We start from the raw sequence: 373 nt of genomic DNA, 5'->3' as shown, positions 1-373 counted from the left end.
AGCTGCTCGCATAAAGTTTAAACGCCCCAGTAAAAAGTTAAAACTGCATCATGCAGTCATTTTCATACGCGTAATTTAGGTTTAAGAGTGATAATGGCTTATTTAAAGGGTGAAATGAAAGTAACTCAATAGTAAAAGATAAATTTTTAGCTGAAAAAGTAAATTTAATAGCACAGTTTTATTTGTTTAATTAGAGTGGCTGTCTAGTTTAGTCGTTTGTTACATCACAAGCATTATTGGATGAAGCTGCATTGGCGGCCTGCATGGCGTATGTAGATTTAAACCCCATCAGAGCCAAAATGGCAAAGACACCAGAAGAATCAGACCATACCAGTGCTCAAGTACGGCTAATATGCGCAAAAGAAGGCAAGCA

1 pseudogene is annotated in these 373 nt (G+C 37.0%); it reads left to right on the top strand.

The features are described from left to right. Positions 1–224 precede the first annotated feature (224 nt). Positions 225–373, top strand: a pseudogene (locus tag H5119_RS20140) (transposase); the annotation flags it as partial.

The sequence above is a fragment of the Pseudoalteromonas sp. SG45-5 genome, from assembly GCF_014164085.1.
Classification (GTDB): domain Bacteria; phylum Pseudomonadota; class Gammaproteobacteria; order Enterobacterales; family Alteromonadaceae; genus Pseudoalteromonas; species Pseudoalteromonas aliena.
This window is presented reverse-complemented; position numbering and strand designations above follow the sequence as displayed.